13 protein-coding genes are annotated in these 16,812 nt (G+C 69.8%); 11 read left to right on the top strand and 2 right to left on the bottom strand.

Annotated elements, in window-relative coordinates; translation table 11 throughout:
- Positions 1-13 precede the first annotated feature (13 nt).
- The 11 genes from nuoE to nuoN are packed head-to-tail and all read left to right on the top strand — an operon-like array spanning position 14 to position 13,280.
- Positions 14-880 (top strand): NADH-quinone oxidoreductase subunit NuoE, encoded by an 867-nt coding sequence (gene nuoE / locus OG883_RS01645; protein WP_266541155.1) that lies wholly within the window; start codon positions 14-16, stop codon positions 878-880.
- Positions 880-2,271 (top strand): NADH-quinone oxidoreductase subunit NuoF, encoded by a 1,392-nt coding sequence (nuoF, locus tag OG883_RS01650; RefSeq protein WP_266533897.1) that lies wholly within the window; start codon positions 880-882, stop codon positions 2,269-2,271. Before nuoE ends, nuoF begins: the two co-directional genes overlap by 1 nt.
- Positions 2,268-4,769, top strand: coding sequence for an NADH-quinone oxidoreductase subunit G (locus tag OG883_RS01655; RefSeq protein ID WP_266533900.1), 2,502 nt, complete (start codon positions 2,268-2,270; stop codon positions 4,767-4,769). The genes nuoF and OG883_RS01655 overlap by 4 nt, the downstream gene beginning before the upstream one ends.
- Entirely contained in the window at positions 4,766-4,978 is a 213-nt protein-coding gene (locus OG883_RS01660) for a hypothetical protein (RefSeq protein WP_266533903.1), read from the top strand. Before OG883_RS01655 ends, OG883_RS01660 begins: the two co-directional genes overlap by 4 nt.
- Positions 4,975-6,360, top strand: a complete 1,386-nt coding sequence (gene nuoH / locus OG883_RS01665; RefSeq protein WP_266533906.1) for an NADH-quinone oxidoreductase subunit NuoH — start codon at positions 4,975-4,977, stop codon at positions 6,358-6,360. Before OG883_RS01660 ends, nuoH begins: the two co-directional genes overlap by 4 nt.
- Positions 6,353-6,940 (top strand): NADH-quinone oxidoreductase subunit NuoI, encoded by a 588-nt coding sequence (gene nuoI, locus OG883_RS01670; protein ID WP_266533908.1) that lies wholly within the window; start codon positions 6,353-6,355, stop codon positions 6,938-6,940. The genes nuoH and nuoI overlap by 8 nt, the downstream gene beginning before the upstream one ends.
- Positions 6,937-7,764 carry an NADH-quinone oxidoreductase subunit J gene (locus tag OG883_RS01675; protein WP_266533910.1) on the top strand — a complete coding sequence of 276 codons (828 nt, stop codon included), beginning with the start codon at positions 6,937-6,939 and terminating at the stop codon, positions 7,762-7,764. Before nuoI ends, OG883_RS01675 begins: the two co-directional genes overlap by 4 nt.
- Positions 7,761-8,060, top strand: a complete 300-nt coding sequence (nuoK, locus tag OG883_RS01680; protein WP_005313772.1) for an NADH-quinone oxidoreductase subunit NuoK — start codon at positions 7,761-7,763, stop codon at positions 8,058-8,060. The genes OG883_RS01675 and nuoK overlap by 4 nt, the downstream gene beginning before the upstream one ends.
- Before the next feature lie 14 nt (positions 8,061-8,074).
- Positions 8,075-10,015 (top strand): NADH-quinone oxidoreductase subunit L, encoded by a 1,941-nt coding sequence (gene nuoL, locus OG883_RS01685; RefSeq protein ID WP_266533912.1) that lies wholly within the window; start codon positions 8,075-8,077, stop codon positions 10,013-10,015.
- Between the two features lie 5 nt (positions 10,016-10,020).
- On the top strand, positions 10,021-11,619 hold the full coding sequence (locus OG883_RS01690; RefSeq protein WP_266533914.1) for an NADH-quinone oxidoreductase subunit M: 1,599 nt from the start codon (positions 10,021-10,023) through the stop codon (positions 11,617-11,619).
- Entirely contained in the window at positions 11,616-13,280 is a 1,665-nt protein-coding gene (nuoN, locus tag OG883_RS01695; RefSeq protein WP_266533917.1) for an NADH-quinone oxidoreductase subunit NuoN, read from the top strand. The genes OG883_RS01690 and nuoN overlap by 4 nt, the downstream gene beginning before the upstream one ends.
- 93 nt (positions 13,281-13,373) lie before the next feature.
- On the opposite strand, the gene OG883_RS01700 is transcribed toward nuoN, so the two are convergent.
- Together OG883_RS01700 and OG883_RS01705 are read right to left on the bottom strand one after the other, a co-directional pair.
- The gene (locus OG883_RS01700; protein ID WP_266533920.1) at positions 13,374-13,847 is read right to left on the bottom strand and encodes a hypothetical protein; all 474 of its coding nucleotides are present in this window, start codon (positions 13,845-13,847) and stop codon (positions 13,374-13,376) included.
- Positions 13,848-13,978: 131 nt separating this feature from the next.
- The gene (locus tag OG883_RS01705; protein WP_266533923.1) at positions 13,979-16,801 is read right to left on the bottom strand and encodes a fumarate reductase/succinate dehydrogenase flavoprotein subunit; all 2,823 of its coding nucleotides are present in this window, start codon (positions 16,799-16,801) and stop codon (positions 13,979-13,981) included.
- Positions 16,802-16,812: the final 11 nt, after the last annotated feature.

The following is a 16,812-nucleotide window of genomic DNA, read 5'->3' on the forward strand; positions in this document are numbered from 1 at the left end:
CGTCAGCTTGGGGATGCCGCAGCTCCCCGCCCCCGACTATCCGGCGGACGTACGCGCCCGGCTCGAAGCGGACGCGAGGGAAGTGATCGCCCGCTACCCGGACTCGCGGTCCGCGCTACTGCCTCTGCTGCACCTGGTGCAGTCCGAGGAGGGGCACGTCACCCGTACCGGCATCCGCTTCTGTGCCGAGGTGCTGGGCCTGACGACCGCCGAGGTCACCGCGGTGTCCACCTTCTACTCGATGTACCGGCGCAAGCCGTCGGGCGACTACCAGGTCGGCGTGTGCACCAACACGCTGTGCGCGGTGATGGGCGGCGACGCCATCTTCGAGGAGCTCAAGGAGCACCTCGGCGTCGGCAACAACGAGACGACCGAGGACGGCAAGGTCACCCTCGAGCACATCGAGTGCAACGCGGCCTGCGACTTCGCGCCGGTGGTGATGGTCAACTGGGAGTTCTTCGACAACCAGACGCCCGAGACCGCCAAGCAGCTGGTGAACGACCTGCGGGCGGGCCGGGAAGTCTCGCCCACCCGCGGGGCGCCCCTGTGCACCTACAAGGAGTCCGCCCGCATCCTGGCCGGCTTCCCCGACGAGCGCCCCGGCGCGGTCGAGGCGACCGGCGGCGCGGGTCCCGCCTCGCTGGTGGGCCTGCTGCTCGCCAAGGGCGAGTTGTCGGCCGCCCGGGTGGTCTCCCCGCGCGGCGAGGCCCCGCACGACGCACCGCCCCAGCCCGGTTCCGAGCACGTCAGCTCGCATTCCCACCCGTCGCCCGACCACCACCCCTCAACGAGTCCCTCCGGGACGCCGAATACCACGCAGCAGACATCGGCCTCCGACCCTGCCCACCCGGCCGGACCCGCAGCCGAGGAGGGGGAGTGATGACCGTGTCCACCGAATATGGGGGCCCCTCCCGGCCGGAGGCCGGGGGAGAGATGAGCCCGGAGAAACTGCTCTCGCCGGTCCTGTCCGCCTTCTGGGACGAGTCCGAGTCCTGGACGCTGGAGACCTACCGGCAGCACGAGGGGTACGAGGGACTGCGCAAGGCGCTGGCCATGTCGCCGGACGACCTCATCGCGTACGTCAAGGACTCCGGACTGCGCGGCCGCGGAGGCGCCGGCTTCCCCACCGGAATGAAGTGGCAGTTCATTCCGCAGGGCGACGGCAAGCCGCACTATCTCGTGGTCAACGCCGACGAGTCGGAGCCCGGGACCTGCAAGGACATCCCGCTCCTCTTCGCCAATCCGCACTCCCTCATCGAGGGGATCGTGATCGCCTGTTACGCGATCCGCTCGAACCACGCCTTCATCTATCTGCGCGGTGAAGTCGTCCCCGTACTGCGACGGCTGCACGAAGCCGTACGCGAGGCGTACGCGGCGGGCTTCCTCGGACAGAACATTCTCGGCATCGGACTCGACCTCGAACTCACCGTGCACGCGGGCGCCGGCGCGTACATCTGTGGTGAGGAGACCGCGCTGCTGGACTCCCTGGAGGGCCGTCGCGGTCAGCCCCGGCTGCGTCCCCCCTTCCCCGCGGTCGCCGGTCTGTACGCGTGCCCCACTGTGGTGAACAACGTCGAGTCCATCGCGTCCGTTCCCGCGATCCTCAACAAGGGCAAGGACTGGTTCAGGTCGATGGGCAGCGAGAAGTCCCCGGGCTTCACGCTCTACTCGCTCAGCGGCCATGTCACCAGCCCCGGCCAGTACGAGGCCCCGCTCGGCATTACGCTCCGCCAGCTGCTCGACATGAGCGGCGGAATCCGGGCCGGACACCGCCTCAAGTTCTGGACGCCGGGCGGCTCCTCGACCCCGATGTTCACCGACGAGCACCTCGATGTCCCGCTGGACTACGAGGGTGTGGGCGCGGCCGGTTCGATGCTCGGCACCAAGGCGCTGCAGTGCTTCGACGAGACCACGTGTGTCGTACGGGCGGTGACGCGGTGGACCGAGTTCTACGCCCATGAGTCCTGCGGCAAGTGCACACCCTGCCGCGAAGGCACGTACTGGCTGGTGCAGTTGCTGCGCGACATCGAGGACGGCAAGGGCGTCATGTCCGACCTCGACAAGCTGGGCGACATCGCCGACAACATCAACGGCAAGTCGTTCTGCGCCCTCGGCGACGGTGCCGCCTCGCCGATCTTCTCCTCGCTCAAGTACTTCCGCGAGGAGTACGAGCAGCACATCACCGGCAAGGGCTGCCCCTTCGACCCCGCCAAGTCGACCGTCTGGGCCGACCGGCCCGACCGGCCCGCCACCACGGAGGTGAACGCATGACGGTGACCACTAATGCTCCCTCCGGGGGCGGCGCGGCGGCCGTACCACCGGAAGACCTCGTGTCGCTGACGATCGACGGCATCGAGATCTCCGTCCCCAAGGGGACGCTGGTCATCCGGGCCGCCGAGCTGCTCGGGATCGAGATCCCGCGCTTCTGCGACCACCCCCTCCTCGACCCGGCCGGCGCCTGCCGCCAGTGCATCGTCGAGGTCGAGGGCCAGCGCAAGCCGATGGCCTCCTGCACGATCACCTGCACCGACGGCATGGTCGTCAAGTCGCAGCTCACCTCGCCGGTCGCCGAGAAGGCCCAGCGCGGTGTGATGGAGCTGCTGCTGATCAACCACCCGCTGGACTGCCCGGTCTGCGACAAGGGCGGCGAGTGCCCGCTGCAGAACCAGGCCATGCAGGTCGGCGACCCGGACACCCGCTTCGAGGGCAGGAAGCGCACGTACGAGAAGCCCGTGCCGATCTCCACCCAGGTGCTCCTCGACCGTGAGCGGTGCGTGCTCTGCGCCCGCTGCACCCGCTTCTCCAACCAGGTCGCGGGCGACCCGATGATCGAGCTGATCGAGCGGGGCGCACTCCAGCAGGTCGGCACCGGAGAGGGCGACCCCTTCGAGTCGTACTTCTCCGGGAACACCATCCAGATCTGCCCGGTGGGCGCGCTGACCTCGGCGGCGTACCGCTTCCGCTCCCGCCCCTTCGACCTGGTCTCCTCGCCGAGCGTGTGCGAGCACTGCGCGGGCGGCTGCGCGACGCGTACGGATCATCGGCGCGGCAAGGTCATGCGGCGGCTCGCGGCCGACGACCCCGAGGTCAACGAGGAGTGGATGTGCGACAAGGGGCGCTTCGGCTTCCGTTACGCGCAGAAGCCGGACCGGCTCACGACTCCTCTCGTACGCAATGAGAGCGGCGACCTCGAACCGGCGAGCTGGCCCGAGGCGCTGGAGGCGGCCGCCCGCGGTCTGAGCGCCGCCCGCGGACGGGCCGGTGTCCTGGTGGGCGGCCGGCTCACCGTCGAGGACGCCTATGCGTACTCCAAGTTCGCCCGGATCGCCCTCGACACCAACGACGTCGACTTCCGCGCACGCGTGCACAGCAGCGAGGAGGCCGACTTCCTGGCCGCCCGCGTCGCCGGGCGGGGCCGGGACCTGGACGGCAGCGGGGTCACGTACACCTCACTGGAGAAGGCACCGGCGGTTCTGCTGGCCGGATTCGAGTCCGAGGAGGAGGCCCCCGGCGTCTTCCTGCGGCTGCGCAAGGCCCACCGCAAGCACGGTCAGCGCACCTTCGGGCTGGCCACGCACGCCACCCGCGGTCTGGAGAAGGCGGGCGGCACGCTGCTCCCCGCCGCCCCCGGCACCGAGACCGAATGGCTGGACGCTCTCGCGGCCGGCGTCGGACTGGAAGGGGACGGCGCCGAGGCGTCCGAGGCGCTGCGCGGCGAAGGCGCGGTGATCGTGGTCGGCGAGCGGCTCGCGGCCGTACCCGGCGGACTCACCGCCGCCGTACGCGCCGCCACCGCGACCGGCGCCCAGCTGGTGTGGATCCCGCGCAGGGCCGGTGAGCGCGGCGCCGTCGAGGCGGGCGCGATCCCCTCGCTGCTGCCCGGCGGCCGTCCGGCCACCGACCCGCGGGCCCGTGAGGAGACCGCGGCGGCCTGGCGCGTACGCGAACTCCCGCACCGCTACGGCCGCGACACCGGCCAGATCGTCGAGGCCGCGGCCACCGGCGAACTGGGCGCGCTGCTGGTGGCGGGCGTCGAGATCGCGGACCTGCCCGACCCGGCACGCGCGCGTGAAGCACTGGACGCGGTCGGGTTCCTGGTCAGCCTGGAGCTGCGGCCGAGCGCGGTCACCGAGCGGGCGGACGTGGTCTTCCCGGTCGCGGCCGTCGCGGAGAAGCCGGGCACGTTCCTCAACTGGGAGGGCAGGGCGAGGCTGTTCGAGGCCGCGCTCAAGCCCGAGCAGATGACACGCCGCCTGGCACCGGCCGACGCGCGCGTGCTGCACATGCTCGCGGACGCGATGGACGTCAGCTTCGGGCTGCCGGACCTCAAGTCCGTACGCAAGGAGCTGGACCGGCTCGGCGGCTGGGAAGGCCCACGGGCCACCGAGCCGCTCGAGTCCGCACAGCCTCTGCCCCGCCCGGGCGAGGGCGAGGCGGTCCTCGCCGGCCACCGGCTGCTGCTCGACCAGGGCCTGCTCCAGCAGGGCGACGAGGCGCTGGCGGGCACCCGGCACGCGGCGGTGGCCCGGCTCTCCGCGGCGACGGCGACCGAGACGGGAGTCAAGGACGGCGACGTCCTGGCGGTCACCGGACCGGCCGGCTCGGTCGAACTCCCGCTCCAGGTGAGCGAGATGCCCGACCGGGTGGTGTGGCTGCCGCTGAACTCCGTCGGCGGCGGCGTCACCGCGGACACCGGGGCGCACCCCGGACAGCTCGTCCGCATCGGCCCGGCAGCGGCCGCGACGGACGCACCGGAGGTGCGGTCATGACCGCCGTCTCCGTCCGCTCCGCGGCGGGTGCACGCGACCTGGCGGGCACAGGCCGCGGGCCGCGTTCCGCCGCAGCCGCGTCGCGCGTGCACCTGCGCGTGCCCCGGGCCCATGCCGCCCGGCCGGGCGAAGCTCCGGCCGCTGCCGCCCCTGTCGTTGTTCCGGCCGCGGCCGGAATCGTCGCCCCCGCATCGGAGGTGTGCGCATGATCGAGCTGGCTCATGTCGCCGAGGCCCAGGGGAGCGTCCTCGCGCTCGAGGATCTCTCGATGTTCGGACGCGACCCCTGGTGGCTCGTCGGCATCAAGGCCGTCTTCTGCTTCGCCTTCCTGATGATCACCGTGCTCTTCTCCATCGTGTGGGAGCGCAAGGTCGTCGCCTGGATGCAGCTGCGCATCGGCCCCAACCGGCACGGCCCCTGGGGCATGCTCCAGTCGCTCGCCGACGGCATCAAGCTGATGCTGAAGGAAGACGTGATCGTCAAGCGCGCGGACAAGGTCGTCTATGTCCTCGCGCCGATCATCGCCGCGGTCCCGGCCTTCATGGCGATCGCCGTGATCCCCTTCGGACCGCCCGGCAACGAGGTCTCGATCTTCGGTCAGCGCACCACGATGCAGCTCACCGACCTGCCGATCGCGATGCTGTACGTCCTCGCGATCGCCTCGGTCGGCATCTACGGCATCGTGCTCGCGGGCTGGTCGTCGGGATCGACGTATCCGCTGCTCGGCGGACTCCGCTCCTGCGCGCAGATGATCTCCTACGAGATCGCGATGGGCGCGGCCTTCGCCTCGGTCTTCCTCTACTCCGGGTCGATGTCGACCTCGGCGATCGTGGAGGCGCAGGCGGACCGCTGGTTCATCATCCTGCTGCCGGTCTCGTTCATCATCTACATCATCACGATGGTGGGCGAGACCAACCGCGCCCCCTTCGACATGCCCGAGTCCGAGGGCGACCTGGTCGGCGGCTTCAACACCGAGTACAGCTCGATCAAGTTCGCGATGTTCATGCTGGCCGAGTACGTCAACATGGTCACCGTCTCCGCCGTCTCGGTCACTCTGTTCCTGGGCGGCTGGCGGGCCCCGTACCCGATCTCCACGCTCTGGGAGGGCGCGAACCACGGCTGGTGGCCGATGCTCTGGTTCGTCATCAAGGTCCAGCTGCTGCTGTTCTTCTTCATCTGGCTGCGCGGCACGCTGCCCCGCGTGCGCTACGACCAGCTGATGAAGCTCGGCTGGAAGGTTCTGATCCCGGTATCGGTGGTCTGGCTGATGCTGGTGGCGACCGTACGGGCGCTGCGGAACGAGAACTACGACTTCCAGCAGATCGTGCTGTACGTCGGAGGCGCGATCATCGCGGTGCTGCTGCTCTCCTTCGTCGCCGACATCTTCCGCGGCAAGAAGGAGAAGGAGGCGGAGGCCGCCAAGGGCGCGCCCCCGGCCTTCGACCCGATGGCGGGCGGCTTCCCCGTCCCGCCGCTGCCGGGACAGACCCTGCCACCCGTGCCCCGCCGACGGCCGCGCCGCGAGCGCGAGTTGATTGTCAGTGGCGGCGCGGATACTCCAAGTGACGGAAAGGAGGCTGACGGTGTCTGAGGAATCCGAGAGCACGTTCCAGAACCCTGTCGCCGGCTTCGGCGTGACCTTCAAGGCCATGTTCAAGAAGCGGCTGACCGAGCAGTACCCGGAGCAGCAGAAGGTCACGGCGCCGCGCTTCCACGGCCGGCACCAGCTCAACCGTCATCCCGACGGGCTCGAGAAGTGCATCGGGTGCGAGCTGTGCGCCTGGGCCTGTCCGGCGGACGCGATCTATGTGGAGGGCGCGGAGAACACCGAGGAGGAGCGCTACTCCCCGGGTGAGCGGTACGGCCGCGTCTACCAGATCAACTACGCCCGCTGCATTCTGTGCGGACTGTGCATCGAGGCCTGCCCGACACGGGCGCTGACGATGACGAACGAGTTCGAACTGGCCGACAGCAGCCGGGAGAACCTCATCTACACCAAGGAGCAGCTGCTCGCCGGTCTGGAGGAGGGCATGGTCGAGTCCCCGCACTCGATCTTCCCCGGCACGGACGAGCAGGACTACTACCGGGGGCTGGTCACCGAGGCGGCCCCGGGCACGGTCCAGCAGGTCGCCGTCTCCAAGGGGGAGAAGGGCGAGGAGGTGGACGTATGAACACCCTCGCCGCCTCCACCACGTCCATGGGTGAGGCAGTCCAGTTCTGGGTGCTCGGCACGATCGCGGTCGTCGGGGCGCTCTGCACGATTCTGATGAGGCGGGCCGTGCACAGCGCGCTCTGCCTCGCCGCGACCATGATCATCCTGGCGGTCTTCTACCTCGCCAACGGGGCGTACTTCCTGGGCGTCGTCCAGATCGTCGTCTACACCGGCGCGATCATGATGCTGTTCCTCTTCGTCGTCATGCTGGTCGGCGTGACGGCCGCGGACTCCCTCAAGGAGACGCTGAAGGGGCAGCGCTGGTGGGCCGCGGCCTGCGGGCTCGGCTTCGGGGTGCTGCTCGTCGCCGGAATCGGCCATGCGTCGCTCACCACCTTCAACGGCCTCGGCCGGGCCAACTCCGCGCAGGGCGGCAACGTCGAGGGCCTCGCCCAACTCATCTTCACCAAGTACGTCTTCGCCTTCGAGATCACCGGCGCGCTGCTGATCACGGCGGCGGTCGGCGCGATGGTGCTCACCCACCGGGAGCGCACCGAGCGCGCCAAGACCCAGCGGGAGATGTCCGAGGAGCGCGTACGCGGGAAGCACCTGCCGCCGCTGCCCGCACCCGGTGTCTACGCCCGGCACAACGCAGTGGACATCGCCGGACTGCTGCCGGACGGCACACCGTCCGAGCTCACCGTCATGCACACGCTGCGGGAGCGCGGCCAGATCCGCGATGTGTCGGACGAGGCGATGGCCGACCTCAAGGCGCTCGAGCAGAGCTCCGAGGAGCGGCTCGGCCGTGACCACGAGTCGCACGAAGAGGAGGTCGCCAAGTGAACCCGGTCAACTATCTCTACCTGGCAGCGCTGTTGTTCACCATCGGCGCGGCCGGGGTGCTCATCCGGCGGAACGCGATCGTCGTCTTCATGTGCGTGGAGCTGATGCTCAACGCCTGCAACCTCGCGTTCGTCGCCTTCTCCCGGATGCACGGCAACCTCGACGGACAGGTCATCGCGTTCTTCACGATGGTCGTCGCCGCCGCGGAGGTCGTGGTCGGGCTCGCGATCATCGTGTCGCTGTTCCGTTCCCGCCACTCGGCCTCGGTCGACGACGCCAGCCTGATGAAGCTGTAAGGGGTCGCTGAATCGTGGAGAACCTGATTGCGCTGCTCATCGCGGCGCCTCTGCTCGGAGCGGCGGTCCTGCTGTGCGGCGGCCGACGCCTCGACCGCATCGGCCACTGGCTCGGCACGCTCTTCGCCGCCGCCTCGTTCGTGATCGGCGCGGTGCTCTTCAGCGCCATGCTGGGCTACGACACCGACGCGCGGTCCATGCACCAGTATCTGTTCAGCTGGATCCCCGTCGAGGGCTTCCAGGCGGATGTCGCCTTCCAGCTCGACCAGCTGTCGATGACGTTCGTCCTGCTGATCACCGGTGTGGGCACCCTGATCCACATCTACTCCATCGGGTACATGGAGCACGACGAGCGGCGCCGCCGCTTCTTCGGCTACCTGAACCTCTTCCTCGCGGCGATGCTGCTGCTGGTCCTCGCCGACAACTACCTCCTGCTGTACGTCGGCTGGGAGGGCGTCGGTCTCGCCTCGTACCTGCTCATCGGATTCTGGCAGCACAAGCCCAGCGCGGCGACGGCGGCGAAGAAGGCCTTCCTGGTCAACCGCGTCGGCGACATGGGTCTCTCGATCGCGATCATGCTGATGTTCACCACCTTCGGGACCTTCACCTTCGGTTCTGTGCTGGGCTCCACGGACGAGACGAGCGAGGGCATGCTGACGGCCATCGGCCTGCTGCTGCTGCTCGCCGCCTGCGGCAAGTCCGCACAGGTGCCGCTGCAGTCCTGGCTCGGTGACGCGATGGAGGGCCCGACCCCGGTCTCGGCCCTGATCCACGCGGCGACCATGGTGACCGCCGGCGTCTACCTCATCACCCGGTCCGGAGCGATCTTCAACGGCGCGCCCGACGCGCAGTTGGCGGTCGTGGTGGTCGGCGCGGTGACGCTCCTCTTCGGTGCGATCGTCGGTTGCGCGAAGGACGACATCAAGAAGGCGCTGGCCGGTTCGACGATGTCGCAGATCGGCTACATGATCCTGGCGGCCGGCCTCGGTCCGATCGGCTACGTCTTCGCGATCATGCACCTGGTGACGCACGGCTTCTTCAAGGCCGGGCTCTTCCTCGGCGCGGGCTCCGTGATGCACGGCATGAACGACGAGGTCGACATGCGCAAGTACGGCGGTCTGCGGAAGTACATGCCGGTGACGTTCGTGACCTTCGGGCTCGGCTATCTCGCCATCATCGGCTTCCCGGGTCTGTCCGGCTTCTTCTCCAAGGACAAGATCATCGAGGCCGCGTTCGCCAAGGGCGGCACGGAGGGCTGGATTCTCGGCGCCGTCACGCTGCTGGGCGCGGCCATCACCGCGTACTACATGACGCGCGTGATGATCCTGACGTTCTTCGGCGAGAAGCGCTGGCAGCCGGCCCCCGACCCGGGCACGGCACCGAGTGTGGAACCCGGCATCGAGGTCCACCCCGGCGAGATGCCGCACCCGCACGAGTCGCCGAAGTCGATGACCATTCCGATGGTGCTGCTCGCCTTCGGATCCGTCTTCGCCGGTGGCCTGTTCAGCCTCAACGACGCGTTCGTGAACTGGCTCAAGCCCGTCACGGAGTTCGAGCACGGCCACCCGCCGATCGGCGCGGCCGCCATCACGACCGCCACGGTCGCGGTGATGGTCATCGGCGTGGGCCTGGCCTACGCCCAGTACGGGCGGCGTCCCGTTCCCACGGTCGCCCCGCGAGGGAGTGTGCTCACCCGGGCCGCCCGCCGCGATCTCCTCCAGGACGACTTCAACCATGTGGTCCTGGTCCGCGGCGGCGAGCACCTCACCCGCTCCCTGGTGTACGTCGACCACACCCTGGTCGACGGCGTGGTCAATGGCACGGCCGCCTCGGTCGGCGGACTCTCCAGCCGGCTGCGCAAGCTGCAGAACGGCTACGCCCGCTCGTACGCGGTCTCGATGTTCGGAGGTACGGCGGTGCTGATCGCCGCGACCCTGCTGATGAGGGCGGTGTAACTGTCATGTCCTTCCCGCTCCTTACGGCGACTGCGGCCCTTCCGGCGGTCGGTGCGATCGTCACCGCCGCCGTACCTGCCGCGAGGCGCACCGCCGCCAAGTGGCTGGCGCTGCTCTTCTCGCTCGCCACGCTCGTGCTGGCCGCGGTCGTGCTGGTCCGCTTCGAGCCCGGCGGCGACCGCTACCAGCTCACCGAGTCCCACGCCTGGATCGCGGACTTCGGCGTCCGGTACGAACTGGGTGTGGACGGCATCGGGGTGGCGCTGATGGCGCTGACCGCCCTGCTGATCCCCTTTGTGATCCTCGCGGGCTGGCACGACGCCGACCCCCTGGAGACGAAGAGTTCCCGCTGGCGGCCGACCCAGGGCTTCTTCGCCCTGATCCTGATGGTCGAGGCGATGGTGATCCTCTCCTTCGAGGCCACCGACGTCTTCCTCTTCTACATCCTGTTCGAAGCCATGCTCATCCCGATGTACTTCCTCATCGGCGGCTTCGGGGACCGGGCGGCCCCCTCCCAGTTCGCCGCTACCGCGGCGGGCGGCGGCGACGAGGCGGCGGCGACCCAGCGGTCGTACGCGGCCGTGAAGTTCCTGCTCTACAACCTGGTCGGCGGACTGATCATGCTGGCCGCCGTCATCGGGCTCTATGTCGTCGCGGGGAGCTTCTCGCTCTCCGAGATCGCCGAGGCCCGGGCGAGCGGCCGGCTGGACATGGCGACCAACACCGAGCGGCTGCTCTTCCTCGGGTTCTTCTTCGCCTTCGCGGTGAAGGCGCCGCTGTGGCCGCTGCACACCTGGCTGCCCAACGCCATGGGCGAGGCGACCGCCCCGGTCGCCGTGCTGATCACCGCGGTCGTCGACAAGGTCGGCACGTTCGCGATGCTGCGCTTCTGCCTCCAGCTCTTCCCGGAGGCGAGCAAGTGGGCGACACCCGTGATCCTGGGGCTTGCGCTGATCAGCATTGTGTACGGAGCGCTGCTCGCGGTCGGCCAGCGCGACATCAAGCGGCTGATCGCGTACGCCTCGATCTCGCACTTCGGCTTCATCATCATGGGCATCTTCGCGATGACCAGCCAGGGCCAGTCGGGCGCGACGCTCTACATGATCAACCACGGGATCTCGACGGCCGCGCTGATGCTGGTGGCCGGGTTCCTGATCTCGCGGCGCGGCTCGCGGCTCATCGCGGACTACGGCGGGGTGCAGAAGGTCGCCCCGGTGCTCGCCGGAACCTTCCTGATCGGCGGCCTGGCCACGCTCTCACTGCCGGGTCTCGCGCCCTTTGTCAGCGAATTCCTGGTCCTGGTCGGCACGTTCGCGCGCTACCCGGTGGTCGGGATCATCGCGACCTTCGGCATTGTGCTCGCCGCGCTCTACACCCTCGTCCTCTATCAGCGGACGATGACCGGGCCGGTGAAGACCGAGGTGCGGGGGATGCCGGACCTCAAGCTCCGTGAGCTGGTGGTCATCACCCCGCTGATCGCACTGCTGCTCTTCCTCGGCGTCTACCCCAAGCCGCTGACGGAGATCGTCAACCCGGCCGTGGAGCACACGATGTCCGACGTACAGAAGAAGGACCCCAAGCCAGAGGTGGAGGCGGCCAAGTGAGCGCTACAGCTGTCCACAGCCTGTGGACAACCGCGGCCACGGCGGCATCGGCCGACCCGGTCAACAAGATCCCCGCCCCCCAGATCGAGTACGCCCAGCTGGCACCCGCGCTGATCGTCGTGGGCGCCGCCATCGTGGGTGTCCTGGTGGAGGCCTTCGTCCCGCGCAAGGCCCGCTACCACGTACAGGTGTTCCTGACCGTTGTCGCCCTCGTCGCTGCCTTCGCGGCGGTCGTCGCGCTCGCGGCCGGCGGATACGGCACCACCAAGGCGCATATCGCGGCGATGGGAGCGGTCGCGGTCGACGGTCCCGCGCTGTTCCTGCAGGGCACCATTCTGCTGGCCTCGCTGGTGGCCGTCTTCACCTTCGCCGAGCGCCGGCTCGACCCGGTGGCGCACGGCAACCACATCGACTCCTTCGCCGCGCAGGCCGCGTCCGTGCCCGGCAGTGACAGCGAAAAGGCCGCGGTCAAGGCCGGGTTCACCACTACCGAGGTCTTCCCGCTGGTGCTCTTCGCGATCACCGGCATGCTGGTCTTCCCGGCGGCCAACGATCTGCTGACGCTCTTCGTGGCGCTGGAAGTCTTCTCCCTCCCGCTCTACCTCCTGTGCGCCGTCGCCCGCCGCAAGCGGCTGATGTCGCAGGAGGCCGCGGTGAAGTACTTCCTGCTCGGCGCCTTCTCCTCGGCGTTCCTGCTGTTCGGGATTGCCCTGCTGTACGGGTACGCGGGCTCCATGTCGTACGCGAGGATCGCCGACGTCGTCGACGGCAGCGTCCGCACGATCGACCCGGCACTCGCCGACACCATGGGGAACGACGCGCTGCTGCTGATCGGCGGCGCGATGATCCTGACCGGCCTGCTCTTCAAGGTCGGCGCCGTGCCGTTCCACATGTGGACGCCGGACGTCTACCAGGGCGCGCCGACTCCGGTCACCGGCTTCATGGCCGCGGCCACCAAGGTCGCCGCCTTCGGCGCGCTGCTGCGGCTGCTGTACGTCGTACTGCCGGGGCTGACCTGGGACTGGCGGCCCGTCCTGTGGGGCATCGCCATCGTCACCATGCTGGGCGGTGCGATCGTCGCGATCACCCAGACCGACATCAAGCGGCTCCTCGCGTACTCCTCGATCGCGCACGCCGGTTTCATCCTCGCCGGTGTCATCGCGACGACGCCCGACGGCATCTCGTCCGTCCTCTTCTACCTGGGGGCGTACTCCTTCGTGACGATCGGCGCGTTCGCGGTGGTCACACTGGTGCGGGACGCGGGCGGCGAGGCGACGCACCTGTCCAAGTGGGCGGGGCTCGGGCGGCGTTCACCGTTGGTGGCCGCCGTGTTCGCGGTGTTCCTGCTGGCCTTCGCCGGCATTCCGCTGACCTCCGGCTTCACCGGGAAGTTCGCGGTGTTCAAGGCGGCGGCGGAGAGCGGCGCGGGAACGCTGGTCGTGATCGGTGTGATCTCGTCGGCGATCGCGGCTTTCTTCTACATCCGGGTCATCGTGCTGATGTTCTTCAGCGAGCCGAAGGCGGACGGACCCACGGTCGCCGTGCCGTCGCCGCTGACGATGACGACGATCGGGGTGGGTGTGGCGGTGACGCTGGTGCTCGGTCTGGCGCCGCAGTACTTCCTGGACCTGGCGGGTCAGGCAGGGGTGTTTGTGCGCTAGGGAGTGGCCCGCGTCCTGCGACGCGCACCGTACGCCAACTGCCCGGCACTCCCTCGGAATCCGGGGGAGTGCCGGGCAGTTGTCCGCGTCCCGTCAGCCGATGGGCAGCTTGCCGACGTCCGGGCCCTTGGTGAAGGTGTCCGTCTTCCCGGACGCCCAGGTCACCTTGAGGGTGCTGCCCTCCAGCGAGTCGACCGTCCCGGTGGCGAAGTCCTTGCTGCCGTCCTTGCACTTCAGGCTGAAGGTGACGGGCTCGGCGTCGGTCGCCGCCCTGCCCGTGCAGCTGGTCTTGCCCACGAGCACCACGTCCTGCTTGACGACGGTCAGGATCAGCAGACCCTGGTCGGCATGGAGGGCATCGGTGGTCCAGCCGCCGTCCAGGCTCCCGGGCTTGGTCTTGCCGCCGCCGCTCGGGGGCGGAGTGGTGTCGGCCGGGGCGCTTGTGCTCGGGGCGGGCGTGCTGCTGTCGCCGGCCTTTCCGTCACCGTCGCTGCTGCATCCGCTCGCCAGCAGTACGGCCGCCAGAGCTGCCGTGGTCCAGCTCGCATATCGCGCCGATGTGCGCACCTTCGCTCACTCCATCCACTCCGGGGTACGGGAACACGTCAAGCTAGCACCCGTCCTGGCCGGTGGACGGGTGGTCGGCGGGCAGTTGGGGGCAGTTGCGGGCAGTTGCGGGCAGTTGGGGGTGTGGGGGGTCAGGCGGCACGGGCGGCGTAGGCGCGGACGTCCGCGTCAGGGTCGGTGACCGCGGTGGCGAGCGCGGCGCGTGCGTCCGCAGCATGGCTGTTCGCGGCATGGCTGTTCGCGCCTGCGCCGCCGTCCCTGCCGCTCGCGCGGTTCTCGCCAACCGCTCCGTCCGCTTCGTCCGCTCCGTCCGATCCGTCCGTGTGACGGAGCAGGGCCAGCACGGCCTGCTTGCGGACATCGGCGTTGGCGTCGCCAAGGGTCTTGGCCAGTGCGGGCACAGCGAGTTCGGGGGGTGCCGCGCCCAGGGCCGTGGCCGCGCCCGCGCGGACCTGCCAGGCCGTGTCGGTCAGGGCGGCCAGCGCCCGGGCCGCCGAGGGGGCCGGGCAGCCCGTGGTGGCCAGCGCCGCGAAGGCGGCGGCCCGCACGAGCGGGTCGGGGTCGTGCAGCAGCCGGGTCAGGTGGTGCGGCGCCGCGGCCGTGGCGCCGAATCCCTTCGCCACCGCGACCCGGACCTCGCGCGAGGGGTCCTCGGCGGCCCGGGACAGGGCGTCGACGGCGTCGACGGAGACCAGGGCCCGTACCGCCTCGATCCGCACGCCGATGTCCGGATCCGCGAGCGCCGTGCCGAACAGCCCGGCGCTGCCGAGGCGCAGCGCCCGCAGCACGTCCAGGGCCGCGGCGCGGACCTGGGTGTCGTCGACCGACAGCGCCGCGGCCAGGGGTTCGTACAACTCCGTTTCCGCGGTGAGGACTTCGACAAGTTCCCGCAGGGAGGCGGCGGCGGCCGCCCGAACGACGGCGGCCGGATCCGTCAGGACGGCGGCGAGCGCCGGGCCCGCACCGGGCGGGGCGGTCTCGGTCACGGTGGCGACGGCGGCCGCCCGGACCGCCGGATCCTCGTCGCAGAGGTAGGGACGCAGCTCGGCGAGGGTCGGCTCCTCCTCCGCGAGGGCAAGGAGTTCGAGGATCCGGGGCGAGGGTGCGGAGGCAGCGGCGGCCTCTGTCCCGGCGTGCCTGGTGATACCGGAGCCGGAGGGCGCCAGGTCGCGCGGGCCCGCCGTGGCCACCTGCTCCGCGTGGACCTCGCCCAGGTGGCGGGAGGCGCCGCCGACCGGGGCGTACTCCTCAACGGGGACGAGGTACGGCTGAACGGGACGTGCCGTGAACTCCATGGCCCCCGCGGGGGATTTACGCAGGTCCAGGTGGTGCAGCCAGCCCTCGTCGTCGCGCTGCGGATGATCCGTACGCTCGTGGTAGAGACCCCAGCGGGACTCCGTACGGGCGAGCGAGGAGCGGGCCGCCATCTCCGCGCAGTCGCGGATGAAGCTCACCTCGGCGCAGCGCATCAGCTCGTGCGGTGTCTGTGCGCCCATCTCCGCGATCTCGCCGCGCATCCGCTCGAAGTGATCCACGGCGAGGGAGAGGCGGGCGCCGGACTTGGGCGGGGCAACGTAGTCGTTCACGAATCGGCGCAGCTTGTACTCGACCTGGGGCTGCGGCGGGCCCTCCGGGTTGCGCAGCGGGCGGTAGATCAGCTCGTGGGCGTCGGACAGCTGGGCGGCGGGCAGTTCCCCTTCGTACGCGCGGTACCGGGCCGCGTCCTCGCCGGCCAGATCGCCGAAGACGAACGCGCCGATCATGTAGTTGTGCGGGACGCAGGCCAGGTCGCCGGCGGCGTACAGACCGGGGACGGTGGTGCGGGCGTGGTCGTCGACGCGTACTCCCGAGGCCGAATGGCCGCCGCACAGCCCGATCTCCGAGATGTGCATCTCCACGTCGTGGGTGCGGTAGTCGTGACCGCGATTGGCGTGGAAGGTGCCGCGGGTGGGGCGCTCGGTGGTGTGCAGGATCGATTCGAGGGCGGCGACGGACTCCTCGGGGAGGTGGCTGAGCTTCAGATAGACCGGGCCGCGGTCGGAGGCGAGTTCACCGGCGAACTCGGCCATCATCTGGCCCGACCAGTAGTCGGAGTCGACGAAGCGCTCGCCGTGCCGGTTGACCTGGTAGCCGCCGAAGGGGTTGGCGACGTAGGCGCAGGCCGGGCCGTTGTAGTCCTTGATCAACGGGTTGATCTGGAAGCACTCGATACCGGTGAGCTCGGCGCCTGCGTGGTAGGCCATGGCGTAGCCGTCGCCGGCGTTGGTGGGGTTCTCGTAGGTGCCGTAGAGGTAGCCGGAGGCGGGCAGGCCGAGACGGCCGCAGGCGCCGGTGGCGAGGATGACGGCGCCTGCCCGTACAGAGACGAACTGTCCGGTACGGGTGTTGAAGCCGGCGGCTCCCACCGCGCGGCCCGGGGCACCCCCGTCCCGCCCTTCGGCCGTGAGCACCCGCACCGGCATGACCCGGTTCTCGATCCGGATGCGTTCGCGCATCTCGCGGCGGCGCAGCTGCCGGTAGAGGACCTTCTTGACGTCCTTGCCCTCGGGCATGGGCAGGACGTACGAACCGGAGCGGTGGACCTGGCGGACCGCGTACTCGCCGTGCTCGTCCTTCTCGAACTTCACGCCGTACGACTCGAGGCGCTGCACCATCGCGAAGCCGCGGGTGGCTGTCTGGCGGACGGTGGACTGGTCGACGATGCCGTCGTTGGCACGGGTGATCTCCGCGACGTAGTCGTCGGGTTCGGCGCGGCCGGGGATCACGGCGTTGTTGACGCCGTCCATGCCCATGGCGAGGGCGCCGGAGTGCCGTACGTGCGCCTTCTCCAGGAGGATGACGTTCGCGCCGTGCTCGGCGGCGGTGAGCGCGGCCATGGTGCCGGCGGTGCCGCCACCGATGACCAGGACGTCGCAGGAGAGCTGTTCGGCGTCCGCGAGTGCGGGAATTTCCATGGTGCGGGCCT

It is taken from the genome of Streptomyces sp. NBC_01142 (assembly GCF_026341125.1).
Taxonomy (GTDB): Bacteria; Actinomycetota; Actinomycetes; order Streptomycetales; family Streptomycetaceae; genus Streptomyces.

Excerpts from the sequence above, each read along its gene's own strand:
- nuoE (WP_266541155.1), top strand. The coding sequence starts at position 14 with ATGCCGCAGCTCCCCGCCCCCGACTATCCGGCGGACGTACGCGCCCGG.
- nuoF (WP_266533897.1), top strand. The coding sequence starts at position 880 with ATGACCGTGTCCACCGAATATGGGGGCCCCTCCCGGCCGGAGGCCGGG.
- OG883_RS01655 (WP_266533900.1), top strand. The coding sequence starts at position 2,268 with ATGACGGTGACCACTAATGCTCCCTCCGGGGGCGGCGCGGCGGCCGTA.
- OG883_RS01660 (WP_266533903.1), top strand. The coding sequence starts at position 4,766 with ATGACCGCCGTCTCCGTCCGCTCCGCGGCGGGTGCACGCGACCTGGCG.
- nuoH (WP_266533906.1), top strand. The coding sequence starts at position 4,975 with ATGATCGAGCTGGCTCATGTCGCCGAGGCCCAGGGGAGCGTCCTCGCG.
- OG883_RS01675 (WP_266533910.1), top strand. The coding sequence starts at position 6,937 with ATGAACACCCTCGCCGCCTCCACCACGTCCATGGGTGAGGCAGTCCAG.
- OG883_RS01690 (WP_266533914.1), top strand. The coding sequence starts at position 10,021 with ATGTCCTTCCCGCTCCTTACGGCGACTGCGGCCCTTCCGGCGGTCGGT.
- OG883_RS01705 (WP_266533923.1), bottom strand. The coding sequence starts at position 16,801 with ATGGAAATTCCCGCACTCGCGGACGCCGAACAGCTCTCCTGCGACGTC.